Below are 15470 nucleotides of genomic sequence, written 5' to 3' on the forward strand. Positions count from 1 at the left end.
ACGACCAAGGAGGAACGCCATGGCATTGCGAGTCGCCGTCGCCGGCGCGAGCGGGTACGCGGGCGGTGAGGTGCTGCGTCTGCTGCTCGGCCACCCGGAAGTGGAGATCGGGGCGCTGACCGGCGGCTCGAACGCGGGCACCCGGCTCGGCGCGCTGCAGCCGCACCTGATCCCGCTCGCCGACCGCGTCCTCGAGCCGACCACCCCCGAGGTGCTGGCCGACCACGACGTGGTGTTCCTGGCGCTGCCGCACGGCCAGTCCGCGGTCGTCGCCGAGGCGCTCGGCGGCAACGTGCTGGTGGTCGACTGCGGCGCCGACTTCCGCCTCCGGGCCGCCGCCGACTGGGAGCAGTTCTACGGCTCCGCGCACGCCGGCACCTGGCCCTACGGTCTCCCCGAACTCCCCGGCCACCGGGCCGCGTTGAAGGGCAGCAACCGGATCGCCGTGCCCGGCTGCTACCCGACGGCCGTCTCCCTGGCGCTGTTCCCGGCGTACGCGGCCGGCCTGGCCGAACCGGAGGCCGTCGTGGTCGCCGCCTCGGGCACCTCCGGCGCCGGCAAGGCAGCCAAGACCCACCTGCTGGGCAGCGAGGTGATGGGCAGCGTCAGCCCGTACGGGGTCGGCGGCGTGCACCGGCACACCCCGGAGATGGCGCAGAACCTGACCCCGCTCGCGGGCGAGCCGGTCACCGTCTCGTTCACGCCGACGCTCGTCCCGATGCCGCGCGGCATCCTCGCCACCTGCTCCGCCAAGGCGAAGCCCGGCGTGACGGCGGAGGGGCTGCGCGCCGCCTACGCCGAGGCGTTCGCCGCCGAGCCGTTCGTCCACCTGCTGCCCGAGGGGCAGTGGCCGCAGACCAGCAGCGTCTACGGCGCCAACACCGCCCTGGTCCAGGTCGCCCTGGACGCCACCGCCGGGCGGATCATCGCGATCAGCGCGATCGACAACCTCGTCAAGGGCACTGCGGGCGGCGCGGTGCAGAGCATGAACATCGCCCTCGGCCTGCCCGAGGAGCTGGGCCTTCCCCTGAACGGAGTCGCACCGTGAGCAAGAGCACCGACGTGGGCGTGACGGCGGCCAAGGGCTTCCGCGCCGCCGGGGTGACCGCCGGCCTCAAGGCCTCGGGCGCTCCCGACCTCGCCCTGGTGGTCAACGACGGCCCCGCGCTCGCCGCCGCCGGCGTCTTCACCGGCAACCGGGTCAAGGCCGCTCCGGTGCTCTGGTCCGAGCAGGTGCTCAAGGGCGGCCAGGTGTCCGCGGTGGTCCTCAACTCCGGTGGCGCCAACGCCTGCACCGGTCCGCTGGGCTTCCAGGACACCCACGCCACGGCGGAGAAGGTCGCCGAGGAGCTGGGCCTGAACGCCGGCGAGGTGGCCGTGGCCTCCACCGGCCTGATCGGTGTGCGGCTGCCGATGGACGTCCTGCTGCCCGGCGTCGCCCTGGCCGCCCGGGAGCTCGGTGCGGACGGCGGCGAGGCCGCGGCGATCGCCATCAAGACCACCGACACCGTGCACAAGACCGCCCAGGTGACCAGCCCGGCCGGCTGGACGGTCGGTGGCATGGCCAAGGGCGCCGGGATGCTGGCCCCCGGCCTGGCCACCATGCTGGTCGTCCTCACCACCGACGCCGACCTGGACGCCCCGGCCCTGGACGCCGCCCTGCGCGACGCCACCCGCACCACCTTCGACCGGATCGACTCCGACGGCTGCATGTCCACCAACGACACCGTGCTGCTGCTCGCCTCGGCCGCCTCCGGCGTCGTCCCGGACGGGGCCGAGTTCGCCGAGGCCGTCCGCACCGTCAGCGCCGACCTGGCCCGCCAGCTGATCGGCGACGCCGAGGGCGCCGGAAAGGACATCCGGATCGACGTCACCGGCGCCGCGAGCGAGCAGGAGGCCGTCGACGTCGCCCGGACGATCGGCCGCAACAACCTGCTCAAGTGCGCCATCCACGGCGAGGACCCGAACTGGGGCCGGGTGCTGGCCGCGATCGGCACCACCGCCGCCGCCTTCGACCCCGACCGGCTGGACGTGGCCATCAACGGCGTCTGGGTCTGCCGGAACGGCAGCGTGGGCGAGGACCGCGACCTGGTGGACATGTCCGGGCGCGAGGTCGTCATCACCGCGGACCTGAACGCCGGCACGGCGAGCGCCACGCTGTGGACCAACGACCTGACCGCCGACTACGTCCACGAGAACAGCGCCTACTCCACCTGATCCGCGGCGGGCCCGGGCCGACCGGCCACCCGACCCGCCGCGCGACATCCGCCTCGGACGAGGGACATCCGTGAAGATCGCACCCAAGGGCGAACAGGCCCGCAACAACACCGCGTTGCCCAAGGCGATGACGCTCATCGAGGCGCTGCCGTGGCTGGAGCGCTTCCACGGCAAGACCGTCGTGATCAAGTTCGGCGGCAACGCCATGGTGGACGACGACCTCAAGGCGGCCTTCGCCCAGGACGTCGTCTTCCTCCGCTACGCCGGCCTGCACCCCGTCGTGGTGCACGGCGGCGGCCCGCAGATCAGCGCCCAGCTGGACCGGCTCGGCCTGGAGTCCAGCTTCACCAACGGCCTGCGGGTCACCACCCCCGAGACCATGGACGTGGTCCGGATGGTGCTCTCCGGCCAGGTGCAGCGCGAGCTGGTCGGCCTGCTCAACGAGCACGGCCCGTTCGCGGTCGGCATGACGGGCGAGGACGCCCACACCATGACGGCGGTCAAGCGCTACGCGGTGGTGGACGGCGAGCAGGTCGACATCGGCCTGGTCGGCGACATCGTGAACATCGAGGCGGGCGCGGTCAAGGCGCTGATCGCCGACGGCCGGATCCCGGTCATCTCCTCGATCGCGCGCGGCGCCGACGGCCACGTCTACAACATCAACGCCGACACCGCGGCCGCCGCCCTGGCGGTCGCGCTCGGCGCCGAGATGCTGGTCGTGCTGACCGACGTCGAGGGCCTCTACAAGGACTGGCCGAACTCCGACGACGTGATCAGCCAGCTCGGCGCGAGCGAGCTGGAGGAGCTGCTGCCCGGCCTGGCCAGCGGCATGGTGCCCAAGATGGAGGGCTGCCTGCGCGCCGTCCGCTCCGGGGTCGGCACCGCCCGCGTCCTGGACGGCCGGGTGCAGCACAGCCTGCTGCTGGAGATCTTCACCGACGAGGGAGTCGGCACGATGGTCGTGCCGGACGACGAACCGACCGTGACCGGGGGACTGGCATGACCGCGAACGAGCAACTGACCAGCCGGTGGCAGCACGCCTTCACCGACAACTACGGCACCCCGCGGATCCCGCTGGTGCGCGGCGAGGGCGCCAAGCTCTGGGACGCCGACGGCAAGGAGTACACCGACCTGCTCGGCGGCATCGCCGTCAACGCGCTCGGCACCGCCCACCCGGCGGTCGTCGAGGCGGTCAGCCGGCAGATCGCCACCCTCGGCCACGTCTCCAACCTCTTCATGGCCGAGCCGACCGTCGCCCTGGCCGAGCGACTGCTGGCGCTGGACGGCCGGGAGGGCGGCCGGGTGTTCTTCTGCAACTCCGGCGCCGAGGCCAACGAGGCCGCGTTCAAGATCAGCCGCCGGACCGGCCGCACCCGTCTGGTCGCCCTCCAGGGTGCCTTCCACGGCCGCACGATGGGCGCCCTGGCGCTCACCGGCCAGCCCGCCAAGCAGGACCCGTTCCGCCCGCTGCCCGGCGACGTCACGCACGTCCCGTTCGGCGACGTCGAGGCGCTGCGCGCGGCCGTGACCACGGAGACGGCGGCCGTCTTCCTGGAGCCGATCCAGGGCGAGAACGGCGCCGTCCCGCTGCCCGAGGGCTACCTGCGGGCGGCCCGCGAGATCACCCGGGCCACCGGCACCCTGCTGGTCCTGGACGAGATCCAGACCGGCGTCGGCCGCACCGGCCACTGGTACGCCCACCAGGCCGTCGAGGGCGTGGAACCGGACGTCGTCACCCTCGCGAAGGCGCTCGGCGGGGGACTGCCGATGGGCGCGGTGCTGGCCTTCGGCGAGGCCGCCGAGCTGCTCACCCCCGGCCAGCACGGCACCACCTTCGGCGGGAACCCGGTGGCCGCGGCGGCCGGCCTCGCGGTGCTGGACACCATCGAGTCCGAGGGCCTGCTGGAGCACGTCCGCAAGCTGGGCGAGCGGCTGCGGCACGGCGTCGAGGCGATCGACGACCCGTTGGTCTCGCACGTGCGCGGGGCCGGGCTGCTGCTCGGGATCGTGCTGACCGAGCCGGTCTCGGCGAGGGTGCAGGCCGTCGCGCAGGAGGAGGGTTTCCTGGTCAACGCGGCCGTCCCGGACGCGGTGCGGCTGGCCCCGCCGCTGGTGCTGACCGAGCAGGAGGCGGACGCCTTCCTGGCCGCGCTGCCGGGCATCCTCCGGACGGTGCGCGAGAGCGCCCCGGCCGATGCGAGCTGACCGCCGTCCGGGAGAATAGTCACATGACCGTTTCCCCCTTCGGCCAGTCCGCCGCCGGCCCGTCGCCGCAGGTGCCGCAGACCCGCACCGCGCGCCACCGGCGGATCGTGGACCTGCTCACCCGCCAGCCCGTGCGCTCGCAGAGCCAGCTCGCCAAGCTGCTCGCCGACGACGGACTCGTGGTCACCCAGGCCACCCTCTCCCGGGACCTGGACGAGCTGGGCGCGGTCAAGATCCGCAACCGGGACGGCGCGCTGATCTACGCCGTCCCGGCCGAGGGCGGCGACCGCACGCCGCGCGCGCCGATGGGGGAGTCGGCCAGCGAGGGCCGGATGGCCCGGCTGGCCGGCGAGCTCATGGTCTCGGCGACGGCCTCCGGCAACCTGGTGGTGCTGCGCACCCCGCCGGGCGCCGCGCAGTTCCTCGCCTCGGCGATCGACCAGGCCGAGGTGTTCGAGATCATCGGCACCATCGCCGGTGACGACACCGTCCTGCTGATCAGCCGCGATCCGGCCGGCGGCCAGGCGCTCGCCGACCACCTCATGCAACTCGCCCAGGCCAAGGCGCAGTAGCGTCCGCACGCCACGGGACCCCGGCCGGTGATCCACCGGCCAGGGTTTGTGTTTCATACGGCATCGTGCATACTTATGCCCATCGCCGTAAACCTGTACGACCTCGCCTGATCCGCCCCTACCCGACCGACCCCTCTCCCCGTGCAAGGAGCCCACGCGATGACCGCCGATCAGAACGCCGACGTCCGCCTCTGGGGTGCGCGCTTCGCCGACGGCCCCTCCGAGGCGCTGGCCAGGCTCTCCGCCTCCGTCCACTTCGACTGGCGCCTCGCGCCCTACGACATCGCCGGCTCCAAGGCCCACGCCCGGGTCCTGCACAAGGCCGGCCTGCTGTCCGACGACGAGCTCGCCGCGATGCTGGACGGCCTCGACCGGCTGCTCGCCGACGTCGGCGCCGGCACCTTCACCGGCACGGTCGCCGACGAGGACGTGCACACCGCCCTGGAGCGCGGCCTGCTCGAGCGCCTCGGCGCCGACCTGGGCGGCAAGTTGCGGGCCGGCCGCTCGCGCAACGACCAGATCGCCACCCTGTTCCGGATGTACCTGCGGGACCACGCGAAGACCATCGGCGGTCTGGTGCTCGACCTCCAGCACGCCCTGGTCGGCCTGGCCGAGGCCCACCCGGACACCGCGATGCCGGGCCGCACCCACCTCCAGCACGCCCAGCCCGTGCTCTTCGCCCACCACGTCCTCGCGCACGTGCAGGCCCTCGGCCGGGACGCCGAGCGGCTGCGCCAGTGGGACGCCCGCACGGCCGTCTCGCCGTACGGCTCCGGGGCGCTGGCCGGTTCCTCGCTCGGGCTCGACCCGCAGGCCGTCGCCGCCGACCTCGGCTTCGAGGGCGGCTCGGTCGGCAACTCCATCGACGGCACGGCGTCGCGCGACTTCGTCGCCGAGTTCGCGTTCGTGACCGCGATGATCGGCGTCAACCTCTCCCGGATCGCGGAGGAGGTGATCATCTGGAACACCAAGGAGTTCGGCTTCATCACGCTGCACGACGCCTTCTCCACCGGCTCCTCGATCATGCCGCAGAAGAAGAACCCGGACATCGCCGAGCTCGCCCGGGGCAAGTCCGGCCGGCTGATCGGCAACCTGACGGGCCTGCTGGCGACCCTCAAGGCGCTGCCGCTCGCCTACAACCGGGACCTCCAGGAGGACAAGGAGCCGGTCTTCGACTCCTGCGACACGCTGGAGGTGCTGCTGCCCGCGTTCACCGGGATGATGGCCACCCTCACCGTGCACCGGGAGCGGCTGGAGGAGCTCGCCCCGGCCGGCTTCTCGCTGGCCACCGACATCGCCGAGTGGCTGGTCAAGCAGGGCGTGCCGTTCCGGGTCGCGCACGAGGTGGCCGGCGCCTGCGTCAAGGTCTGCGAGGCCGAGGGCATCGAGCTGTCCGACCTGACGGACGAGCAGTTCGCCGCGATCTCACCGCACCTGACGCCCGAGGTCCGTTCGGTGCTCAGCGTGCACGGGGCCATCGCCGCCCGCAACGGGCGCGGCGGGACGGCTCCGTCGGCCGTCGCGGTCCAGCTCGCCGAGGTGAAGGCGGACCTGGCGCGGCAGCAGGAGTGGGTCCGGGGCTGACCACCGGTCAGCGGACGAGGGGCGCGGCGGTCCGACCGGCGCGCCCCTCCGCCGTCCGCGCCTCCGGCCGGGCGTAACCGGCCCCGCCCCGGCCCGTCATGCACGGTGTGTGCACCCCCCTTCCGCCCGTCCCCTCCGCCGAGGACGTGTACCTCGCCGAGTACCGCCGCCGGGTCGTCCGCGAGACCGTGGCCGGCCTGCCGGGGCGCTGCCCCCAGCTGGTCGCGGCCCTCGCGGAGGACCCGCCGCCCACCTACCGGGAGCTCGCCGAGCGCCTCGCCATGCCGCGCGGCTCGATCGGCCCGACCCGCTCCCGCTGCCTCGCCTGCCTGCGCGTCCTCCTGCACGCCGAGCGCTACCCGTGAACCGCGGCGGGGGCGGCACGCCGGGCGTGGAGTCCCCGGCCGGCTCCGGCCGCCCCGTCCGCGCCGCCGGGCCGTTCGACCTCCGGAGCCCGTCCGCGCCGACGGCCCGGTCGGCCGGGTGACGCTCCTCACGCTCGGTGCCGCGGAGGTTGAGCGCAGCTGACACGCGGGTAGAGCGCTGGCGAACGTAGCTCTTGACGGTGCCGCGATCACTCGGATACTGAGCGTGAGCGCGTCGCCGTCGACCCGGGCCACTTCCGGGCCGCGCGGCTGGTACGTTCGTGCGCCACCCCCGGTCAGGGCAGATCCCCGGCCGGGACACCTCCGGCAGGGCATCCGGTGCGACACCCTCACGTTTGCGCGCCGGGCACGACGATGGGGAGGCCCCAGCACATGGGCATGAGCGTGATCATCTCGGCGGCGGACGCCGCGGACGCGGAACAGATCCTCAAGCTCCAGTACCTCGGCTACCAGCCCGAGGCGGAGCTGTACGGCGACTGGGCGATCGAGCCGCTGACGCAGAGCCTGGAGAGCCTGCGCGCCGAACTGTCCGAGCAGTGCGTCCTGGTGGCCCGCCTCGGCGGCGAGGTGGTCGGTACGGTCCGCGGCCACGTGGATGCCGAGGGCGTCGGCCGGATAGGGCGACTGGTGGTCCACCCGAGGATGCAGCGGCACGGCCTGGGCGGCCGGCTGCTGGACGCGCTGGAGCGCCGCCTCGCCGAGGACGGCCGCCCGCTGACCTCCTACCGCCTGTTCACCGGCCACCGCAGCCTCGGCAACCTGCGCCTCTACGCGCGGCTGGGCTACCGGCAGGCCGCGGTCGAGGCGGTCAGCGACCGGCTCAGCCTGGTGCACCTGGAGAAGCCCGCGTTGCCGCCGCTCGCCGCGACCGCCTGAGCCTCCCGCTCGCCCGACCTCCTCGGCGCCGCCATCATCCGGACACCCCGGAGGCGGCGCCGAGTCGCATATATGCAGGTCACAGGGTTGTGTGTCCGCATTGCGGACAGCGCATCCGAATAATTGGGCTCACCTCGGCCGGTCTGATTTACTGGCTCACATGACTGCGACGACGAAATGGACCCCCACCGGCACCCTGCCGGCAGGTGAGCGTGCCATGTGCCGTCGAATGTGTCACTGCTGAGGGCCACCGCCCCCGGCACCCCTCCCGGGTGTCCCACCTCGCGCCCCGAAGCGAGACCCGGCGCCGCTCCCGTCCGTGCGAGCGCGCCCAGCCTGCCGCACCCCTCCCTCCCGCCTGCCCGTCCACGGGCGGGTGGTCGTCCACGACGACTCCGCCCGGATGACTCGTAAGGGCCACGCCGTCGCGCGGCCCGGCCGTCCAGCGGCCACGATCAAGGGGTGGCAGGTCCGGATCCCCCTGGCGAAGCGCCGTAGAAGCCGCCGACCGCAACCCGGTCGGGCGGTCGACGCCGCCGCCCGCCCCCGACCCACGGAAGCAGCTGTGATCACCACCACGGACCTCACGAAGGTCTACCAGTCCCGAGGCCGCGAGGTGACCGCCCTCGCCGGCGTCGACCTGCACGTCCGCCCGGGCGAGGTCTACGGAGTCGTCGGCACCAGCGGCGCCGGCAAGTCCACCCTCATCCGCTGCGTGAACATGCTGGAGCGCCCGTCCTCCGGCACCGTCACCGTGGACGGCGTGGAGCTGACCGCCCTGCCCGGCGGCGAGAACCGGGCCGGGAAGGAGCTGCGCGAGGCGCGGCGCCGGATCGGTATGGTCTTCCAGCACTTCAACCTGCTCTCCTCGCGGACCGTCCAGCAGAACGTCGAGCTCCCGCTGGAGATCATCGGCCTGGACCGCACCCAGCGCCGCCGCAGGGCCTCCGAGCTGCTCGACCTGGTGGGCCTCGGCGACAAGTCCGGCAGCTACCCCAACCAGCTCTCCGGCGGCCAGAAGCAGCGCGTCGGCATCGCCCGCGCCCTGGCCGGCGACCCCAAGGTGCTGCTCTCCGACGAGGCCACCTCGGCGCTCGACCCCGAGACCACCCGCTCGATCCTCAAGCTGCTGCGCGACCTCAACCAGCAGCTCGGCCTCACCGTCCTGCTGATCACCCACGAGATGGACGTCATCAAGTCCGTCTGCGACTCCGCCGCCCTGATGCGCGGCGGCCGGGTCGTCGAGTCCGGCGAGCTGACCGACCTGCTCGCCAAGCCCGGCTCCGAGCTGGCCCGCGAGCTGTTCCCGCTCAGCGAGTTCGGCACCGGCCACGCGGGCTCCACCGTGCTGGAGATCACCTTCCAGGGCGACACCTCGGCCCAGCCGTTCGTCTCCCAGCTGGCCCGCACCTACCAGATCGACATCAACATCCTCGGCGCCGCCGTCGAGACCATCGCAGGCCGGATGGTCGGCCGGATGCGGGTCGAACTGTCCGGCGGCCACCAGGACAACGTGGTGCCGATCGGCTACCTGCGCGAGCAGGGCCTGCAGGTGGACGTACTCGGCGCGGTGGACGGAGCGGTGGCATGACCTGGGACCAGATGTGGGCCCTGATGGGTCCGGCCACGCGCGAGACCTTCCAGATGGTCGGCGTCTCCACGTTCTTCACCGTGCTGCTCGGACTGCCGCTGGGCGTCCTCCTGGTGCTCACCGACAAGGGCGGCCTGCTGGCCAACCGCTTCGTCAACAAGTCCATCGGCTTCGTGGTGAACCTGGCCCGCTCGGTGCCGTTCATCATCCTGATGATCGCGCTGATCTCCTTCACCCGCTGGCTGGTCGGCACCTCCATCGGCTGGCAGGCGGCCACCGTGCCGCTCACCATCGGCGCCATCCCGTTCTTCGCCCGCCTGGTGGAGACCTCGATCCGCGAGGTCGACGGCGGCCTGGTCGAGGCGGTCCAGTCGATGGGCGGCAGCAGCTGGACGATCGTCCGCAAGACGCTGCTCCCCGAGGCGCTGCCCGGCGTGGTGGCCTCGGTGACCACCACGGTCATCACCCTGATCAGCTACTCCGCGATGGCCGGCACCGTCGGCGGCGGCGGCCTCGGCACCCTCGCCGTCAACTACGGCTACCAGCGCTTCGAGACGGCCTTCATGTGGGTCATCGTGGCCGAGCTGGTGATCATCGTCACCGCTGTCCAGCTGATCGGCGACTTCGCCGTCCGCCGGCTCGCCCACCGCGGCCGCGACGGCGGGCGGACCAGGCTGCTCGGCCGCACCCGGACGACCCCCGACGAGGACCTCGTCGCCTCCTAGGCGGCCCCGCCCCCGGCCCCGTCGCCCCCAAGACCTCCCTCGTCCGATCTCCGGACGCGGCTCCCCGCATCACGCAGAAAGGCACTTTTCGTGCGCAACGTCCTGAAGTCCACCAGCATCCTCGCCACCGCCGGCCTCGCCCTCTCGCTGGCCGCCTGCGGCAGCTCCGGGTCCTCCTCGGACCCGAACGCGCCGCTGAAGGTCGTCGCCAGCCCCACCCCGCACGGGCAGATCCTCAAGTACGTCAAGGACAACCTCGCGGACAAGGCCGGGCTCAAGCTCGACATCAAGGAGGTCACCGACTACGTGACCCCCAACACGGCGGTGCAGGACGGTTCGGCCGACGCCAACTACTTCCAGCACGTCCCGTACCTGGAGGACTTCAACAAGAAGCACGGCACCGACATCGTCTCCGTCGAGCCGGTGCACCTGGAGCCGCTGGGCCTCTACTCCAAGAAGGTCAAGGCGATCGCCGACCTGCCGGACGGCGCCACCGTGGGCCTGCCCAACGACGCCACCAACGAGGGCCGCGCGCTCAAGCTGCTCGCCGACAACAAGCTCATCACCCTCAAGGAGGGCGTCACCACCGCCGCCACCCCGGCCGACGTGACGGGCAACCCGAAGAACCTCAAGTGGAAGGAGCTGGAGGCCGCCCAGCTGCCCCGCTCCGTCGCCGACCTCGACGCGGCCGTCATCAACGGCAACTACGCGCTCGACTCCGGCCTGAAGCCGGCCACCGACGCGCTGGTGCTGGAGAAGGCCGACGGCAACCCGTACGCCAACATCCTCGCCGTCAAGAAGGGCAAGGAGAACGACCCGCGGGTCAAGAAGCTTGCCGAGCTGCTGCACTCCGCCGAGGTCAAGAAGTACATCGACGACACCTACAAGGGCTCCGTCATCCCGGCCTTCTGAGCCGCGGACCGATCCGCGCCCCGTCCGACCGGGCCCCCGCCGCACCTCGGCGGGGGCCCGGTCGGGCAGTATGCACCAGGGACGCCGCCGCCGAAGGCGTTCTGACGTACCGTCGTGCGGGCGGCGCACCGCGTGATACCCGGGGCGCACGGGAGGCGTACGGTGTTGTGTCCACGACCCGGCGAGGAGAGACGGCATGGCAGCGAGCTTCCCCGAGACCGCCATCAGCACCGAACGGCTGCTGCTGCGTCCCCTTGCGGAGGACGACGCCCCCGGCCTCGCCACCATGATGGCCGACGACCTCGTCGTCACCTGGACCGACCTGCCGCACCCCTTCACCGAGGCGTACGCCGTCGAGCTCGCCCGCACCCTCGCCCCGGCCCACCGGGCCGCCGGCCGCGGCATCGTCCTCGCGGTCACCGAGCACCTCACCCAGCGCCTGGTCGGCCTGGTCGAACTGCGCAACACCGACTGGCGGCTGCGCACCACCGAGATCTCCTACGTCACCGCCGCCTGGGCGCGCGGCGAGGGCTACGCCCCGGAGGCCGTCCTCGGCGTCGCCCAGTGGCTCTTCGAGGACCGCGACTTCCTGCGCCTGGAGATGCGCACCGCCGCGGGGAACACCTCCGCCCAGCAGGTCGCCCAGAAGATCGGCGGGATCAGTGAGGGAGTGCTGCGCAGCGCCTGGATAGTGCGCGGCGAGTCCGGCGAGTCCGACACGGGCGTGGGGGCGCCGCCCGGGCGCCGGGCCGGGGGCGAGAGCCGCAGCGACCTGATCCTGTGGAGCCTGTTGCCGGAGGACATGGAGGTGCCCGAGCCGCACCGGGGCGGCCGGCACGGCGACCAGCGCTACGTGCTGCGGGACTGAGCCGCCCGCCCGTCCGCCCGTGCGCCGCTCCGGGGCCGGTGCGGCGGCCGTCCGGCGGCCGTCCGGCGCGGACATGTGTGCGAGATGTCGGCGGCAGGGGGATCACACCCGGTAACCTTCCTCCGGCGCCGCAGTTCGGCGTGGTTTGTCGGCGCACCGAGTCGAGGGAGAACGGCCGCAGATGGCTGACCGGATCACGGTCATCGGGTGGGACGGCACGCCGCTGACCGAGGCCGCCGGCGCGGCCCTCGCCGCGGCGACCCTGGTGGCCGGCGCCCCCTACCAACTGGGCGCCCTGCCGGTGCCGGAGGCCGCCGAGCGGATCGCCCTCGGCAACATCCCGCAGGCCGCCAGGCGGATCGCCGAGCACCGCGGCGCCGCCGTCGTGGTCGCCGAGGGCGACCCCGGCTTCTTCGGCGTCGTGCGCGCGCTGCGCCGCCCCGAGTACGGCCTCGAACTGGAGGTGCTGCCCGCGGTCTCCTCGGTCGCCGCCGCCTTCGCCCGGGCCGGGATGCCCTGGGAGGACGCCCAGGTGGTCAGCGCCCACGGCGGGCGGCTGCGCCGCGCGGCCAACATCTGCCGCGCCCACCCCAAGGTCGCGGTGCTCACCGCGCCGGGTGCCGGGCCGGGCGAACTGGCCCTCATGCTCCGCGGGGTGCACCGGACCTTCGTGGTCTGCGAGGCGCTCGGCACACCGGACGAGGACGTCACCGTCCTCACCTCCGACCGGATCGCCGACCACGGCTGGCGCGACCCGAACGTGGTCCTGGTGATCGGCGGCAACGGCGGCCCCCAGGCCGGGGCGGTCGACGGGGCGGCCGGCTGGCTCGCGGGGCGCCCGGTGGGATTCCCCGGCGCTGACCGCGGCTGGGCGCTCCCCGGCGACGCCTACGCGGGCGCCGGGCGCACGGAGGGTGAGCCGGGCGCGTCGAACGCGCTCCCCGCGCACGTGCGCGCCCTGGTGCTGGCCCGTCTGGGTGCTCGTCCCGGGGACCTGGTCTGGTCGGTCGGCGCCGGCAACGGCGCCCTCGCGGTGGAGGCCGCCGGGTTCGGCGCCGCCGTGGTCGCGGTGGAGGCCTCCCGCTCCGCCTGCGCCCGGCTGACCGTCAACGCCCGCCGCTACGGCGTCGAGGTGGAGACGGTGCACGGGCAGGGCCCCGAGGTGCTCGGCGGACTGCCGGAGCCGGACGCGGCTGTGGTGGAGTCGTCGGACCCCGAGGTGGTGCGCGCGGTGCTGGCCCGCAGGCCGGAGCGGTTCGTCGCGGTGCCGCGCAGCCTCGGCGAGGCCGAGGAGGTCCACCGGGCGATGACCGAGGCCGGCTACCGGGCGGACGGCGCGCTGCTGCAGTCCACCCCGCTGCGCCCGGCCTGGAGCCCCGGCGGCGGCCTGCTGCCGGGGTCGGGCGAGGAGGGCGTGCTGCTGCTCTGGGGTGAGCAGATCACGTGAAGGCCTTGGGCCCGTCCGGCGCCGGTCCTGTGCGGCCGGCGCCCCGCGCGGCCCGGCCCGGGCGGTGATCCAGGTCGCATCCGGACAATGATTCGAGAGGTGACGGCGCCGGGCCGGTAGTGTGGCGTCCTGGACGGCTGCGGCGGTCGGCGACCCGCCCGATCGGGTCGGTTTGTCGCCTTTTTGACGTGGCGCAGGCCGGGACCGCCCGGAGTGTGGGCGATTCGACGGGCCGCGTGCCGGACCTGGAGAATGCCGTAGGGTCCGGTGCGGTCGTGCCGGTTGCTCCGGGTTGTCGTTGTTTCAGATGGTGCGCCGTCCTCCGAGGACGGCGCGGGCCGGGGTGCCGCAGCGCGCCGGAAGGACTTGGGCCGCAGCGCCACGGCGCGGCGGCCGCGTGTGGTTGAGGGGCGGGTCGGTGCAGGCCCGGCCCGTGCGGATGGGCGCTGCGGTCGGTGATCGTGTCGCCAAGGGCGCGGCAGCGGCCTGGAAGGAGCTTTGACAATGACCGATGGCGGCCACGTCCCGGGCGAGGGACTGCCGGAGCACCTGTACGCCGGGCCCGACCCGCTCGGCGGACCGGAGGGCGTCGCGGGCGTTGCACCCCTGCAGGGCGTCGCGACCGACGGCGGCGTGATCCCGAACCCGACGGCACCCGGCCACGGGCTCCCCGGTGCGGTGCCCCCCGGTGCGGGTGTCATCCCGCCGCAGGGCCAGCCGGTGGGCCAGGCGATGGGACAGCCGCTGGGCGCGCCCGGATTCGCCGTCCCGGCCCCCGGCATGCAGGCCCCCGGCGTTCCGGCCCCGGGCATGCCCGGCGTGCCCGTCGAGGGCTGGGGCGCCGACCAGGGCGCCCCGCGCCCGGCCTTCCACTTCCTCGACCAGCCCGACGGGCTGGACGACGAGGACGACGTCCTGCTGATGCCCGGCCCGCAGGGCTCCTGGGGCGAGCAGCCGCTCGCGCCGCAGCACGACGGCATGCCGGTCGAGCCGTCCTGGCCGCCGCTGGACCCGCCGGTGCTCGGCGCCGAGCAGTCCCAGCAGCCGCTCCAGGGCGCGCCGCTGCAGCCGCAGGCGCAGGACCAGATGACGGCCGCTCAGCCGCCGCGCCGCCCGCTGCACGCCGGTCCGCCGATCCCGGACCCGTCGCTGATGACCGGCCAGGTCCCGGTCCGCTCGCTCGCCGACCGCGGCCCGTCGCAGGGCGGCACGCCCGCGCACGGCATCCCGGTGGTCGGCCGTCCGCCGACGGCCGAGCCCGTCGCGCCGGTGCCGGCCACCGCGCCGCAGGCCGTCCCGGTGTCCGTGCCGCCGACGGCTCCGGCCGCCGGTGCGCCGGTGGCCCAGGAGGTCCCGCAGTACCAGCAGGTGCCGCTGGCCGGGCAGCCGGTCGAGGGCCTGCTGGGCGTCGAGACGGTCGGGGCGATCGAGGTCGTCGAGGTCGTCGAGCTGCCGGACGTCCTGTCGGCCGCGGGTGCCGCCGTCGAGCAGCCGGTCGCCGAGCAGTCGGTCGTCGAGCCGGCCGCCGCCGAGCAGGCCCAGGCCGTCGACGCGGTCGAGGCCGTGGCGGCCGAGCAGGCGCAGGCCGTGCAGCCGATCGCCGAGCCCGTCGTCGCCGTGGCGGAGGGCGCCGTCGAGGCCGCCGCCGTCACCGAGCCCGCCGCTGCGCCGGCCACCGAGCCCGCCGAGCAGGCCGAGGCCGCCCAGGCCGGCCAGCCGCGCCGCATCTCGGCCTTCCTCGCCGCGCCCCCCCCGCACGGTCTGCCCCCGGTCGAGGCGGTCGGTCAGAACCCTGCGGCCGACGAGGCCGCCACACCGCAGCCCGCGCCCATAGCGGCCACCGAGCCGGTCGTGGCCGCTCAGCCCGTGGAGACGGTCGAGGCCGCCCAGCCCGTCGAGGCCGCCCAGCCGGTCGAGGCCGCCCAGCCGGTCGAGGCCGGGGAGACCGCGGCCCCCGCCTCGGAGCCGGTCGTCGAGGCCGTCGCCGAGACGGCCGCCGGCACCGGGGAGATGCCCTCCGGCCAGCCCGTCGTCGAGGCCGCCGCCGAGGTGCCCGTGGTCGTCGAGGCCGTGGAGTCGGTGGAGTC

Annotated in this window: 13 protein-coding genes and 1 pseudogene; all 14 read left to right on the forward strand. The window is 74.1% G+C overall.

The genetic code is table 11. From position 1 onward, the window contains the following. The first annotated feature begins 19 nt into the window (after positions 1 to 19). Entirely contained in the window at positions 20 to 1048 is a 1029-nt protein-coding gene (argC, locus tag AB0N04_RS15610) for an N-acetyl-gamma-glutamyl-phosphate reductase (RefSeq protein WP_360208777.1), read from the forward strand. A 14-nt stretch (positions 1049 to 1062) separates the two neighbouring features. Then, positions 1063 to 2217, forward strand: coding sequence for a bifunctional glutamate N-acetyltransferase/amino-acid acetyltransferase ArgJ (gene argJ, locus AB0N04_RS15615; protein ID WP_360208940.1), 1155 nt, complete (start codon positions 1063 to 1065; stop codon positions 2215 to 2217). Positions 2218 to 2344: 127 nt separating this feature from the next. Continuing rightward, complete coding sequence (gene argB / locus AB0N04_RS15620; protein WP_360208943.1) at positions 2345 to 3220, forward strand: acetylglutamate kinase; 876 nt, start codon at positions 2345 to 2347, stop codon at positions 3218 to 3220. After that, positions 3217 to 4422, forward strand: coding sequence for an acetylornithine transaminase (locus tag AB0N04_RS15625; protein ID WP_360208780.1), 1206 nt, complete (start codon positions 3217 to 3219; stop codon positions 4420 to 4422). Before argB ends, AB0N04_RS15625 begins: the two co-directional genes overlap by 4 nt. Positions 4423 to 4445: 23 nt before the next feature. Then, positions 4446 to 4994 carry an arginine repressor gene (locus AB0N04_RS15630; protein WP_360208783.1) on the forward strand — a complete coding sequence of 183 codons (549 nt, stop codon included), beginning with the start codon at positions 4446 to 4448 and terminating at the stop codon, positions 4992 to 4994. A gap of 159 nt (positions 4995 to 5153) precedes the next feature. Continuing rightward, a complete protein-coding gene (gene argH / locus AB0N04_RS15635) occupies positions 5154 to 6578 on the forward strand; it encodes an argininosuccinate lyase (RefSeq protein ID WP_360208786.1) in 1425 nt (474 codons plus the stop codon). Positions 6579 to 6685: 107 nt separating this feature from the next. Further along, positions 6686 to 6943 carry a hypothetical protein gene (locus AB0N04_RS15640; RefSeq protein WP_360208788.1) on the forward strand — a complete coding sequence of 86 codons (258 nt, stop codon included), beginning with the start codon at positions 6686 to 6688 and terminating at the stop codon, positions 6941 to 6943. A 393-nt stretch (positions 6944 to 7336) separates the two neighbouring features. After that, complete coding sequence (locus tag AB0N04_RS15645; protein WP_360208791.1) at positions 7337 to 7840, forward strand: GNAT family N-acetyltransferase; 504 nt, start codon at positions 7337 to 7339, stop codon at positions 7838 to 7840. A gap of 565 nt (positions 7841 to 8405) precedes the next feature. Beyond that, positions 8406 to 9431, forward strand: a complete 1026-nt coding sequence (locus AB0N04_RS15650; RefSeq protein ID WP_360208794.1) for an ATP-binding cassette domain-containing protein — start codon at positions 8406 to 8408, stop codon at positions 9429 to 9431. Further along, the gene (locus AB0N04_RS15655; protein ID WP_360208797.1) at positions 9428 to 10156 is read left to right on the forward strand and encodes a methionine ABC transporter permease; all 729 of its coding nucleotides are present in this window, start codon (positions 9428 to 9430) and stop codon (positions 10154 to 10156) included. Before AB0N04_RS15650 ends, AB0N04_RS15655 begins: the two co-directional genes overlap by 4 nt. Before the next feature lie 90 nt (positions 10157 to 10246). Further along, positions 10247 to 11068 (forward strand): MetQ/NlpA family ABC transporter substrate-binding protein, encoded by an 822-nt coding sequence (locus AB0N04_RS15660; protein WP_360208800.1) that lies wholly within the window; start codon positions 10247 to 10249, stop codon positions 11066 to 11068. A gap of 196 nt (positions 11069 to 11264) precedes the next feature. Next, the gene (locus AB0N04_RS15665; protein WP_360208803.1) at positions 11265 to 11936 is read left to right on the forward strand and encodes a GNAT family N-acetyltransferase; all 672 of its coding nucleotides are present in this window, start codon (positions 11265 to 11267) and stop codon (positions 11934 to 11936) included. Between the two features lie 181 nt (positions 11937 to 12117). After that, positions 12118 to 13383 (forward strand): precorrin-6y C5,15-methyltransferase (decarboxylating) subunit CbiE, encoded by a 1266-nt coding sequence (cbiE, locus tag AB0N04_RS15670; protein WP_360208806.1) that lies wholly within the window; start codon positions 12118 to 12120, stop codon positions 13381 to 13383. Positions 13384 to 13887: 504 nt separating this feature from the next. Next, a pseudogene (locus AB0N04_RS15675) lies at positions 13888 to 15470 on the forward strand (hypothetical protein); the annotation flags it as partial.

It is taken from the genome of Kitasatospora sp. NPDC051702, assembly GCF_040681575.1.
Taxonomy (GTDB): domain Bacteria; phylum Actinomycetota; class Actinomycetes; order Streptomycetales; family Streptomycetaceae; genus Kitasatospora.

Excerpts from the sequence above, each read along its gene's own strand:
- argC (WP_360208777.1), top strand. The coding sequence starts at position 20 with ATGGCATTGCGAGTCGCCGTCGCCGGCGCGAGCGGGTACGCGGGCGGT.
- argB (WP_360208943.1), top strand. The coding sequence starts at position 2,345 with ATGACGCTCATCGAGGCGCTGCCGTGGCTGGAGCGCTTCCACGGCAAG.
- AB0N04_RS15625 (WP_360208780.1), top strand. The coding sequence starts at position 3,217 with ATGACCGCGAACGAGCAACTGACCAGCCGGTGGCAGCACGCCTTCACC.
- AB0N04_RS15630 (WP_360208783.1), top strand. The coding sequence starts at position 4,446 with ATGACCGTTTCCCCCTTCGGCCAGTCCGCCGCCGGCCCGTCGCCGCAG.
- argH (WP_360208786.1), top strand. The coding sequence starts at position 5,154 with ATGACCGCCGATCAGAACGCCGACGTCCGCCTCTGGGGTGCGCGCTTC.
- AB0N04_RS15645 (WP_360208791.1), top strand. The coding sequence starts at position 7,337 with ATGGGCATGAGCGTGATCATCTCGGCGGCGGACGCCGCGGACGCGGAA.
- AB0N04_RS15655 (WP_360208797.1), top strand. The coding sequence starts at position 9,428 with ATGACCTGGGACCAGATGTGGGCCCTGATGGGTCCGGCCACGCGCGAG.
- AB0N04_RS15665 (WP_360208803.1), top strand. The coding sequence starts at position 11,265 with ATGGCAGCGAGCTTCCCCGAGACCGCCATCAGCACCGAACGGCTGCTG.
- cbiE (WP_360208806.1), top strand. The coding sequence starts at position 12,118 with ATGGCTGACCGGATCACGGTCATCGGGTGGGACGGCACGCCGCTGACC.